Origin of the sequence: Stenotrophomonas sp. HMWF003 (assembly GCF_003061285.1) — a bacterium.
GTDB classification, from domain to species: Bacteria; Pseudomonadota; Gammaproteobacteria; order Xanthomonadales; family Xanthomonadaceae; genus Stenotrophomonas; species Stenotrophomonas maltophilia_AP.
On the sequence record NZ_QAIW01000418.1, the window covers coordinates 18,242 to 18,576 of the forward strand.

The following is a 335-nucleotide window of genomic DNA, read 5'->3' on the forward strand; positions in this document are numbered from 1 at the left end:
TGGTCCGGGGCGATCCGCCACTGCTTCACTTCGCGGCTCTTCCACCACGACTCGTTGAGCAGTGCGAGGTCGCCGCGCCCCCACTGGATGCCGGCATAGCGGCTGCCCAGTTGGGCCAGCGTGACCGGCGGCGTATCGAACGGGGCGGCCTGCATCAGCACCGCATCGCGCACCTTGGCCGCGCGGTTGGGGTCGCCACCGTCCTGCGCTTCGGCCCACACCAGCGTCGCCGGCGCATCGGCGCGCCAGCTGATGCTGCGCACACCGGTAGATACTGCGTCATTGCCGGTCGGCAGGCCTTCCACCAGCGGCAGCGTGCTGACGGTGTGCTGCAG

At 70.4% G+C, this 335-nt stretch carries 1 pseudogene; it reads right to left on the reverse strand.

Annotated features, from left to right (window positions below):
- A pseudogene (locus DBR34_RS23855) lies at positions 1–335 on the reverse strand (S9 family peptidase); the annotation flags it as partial.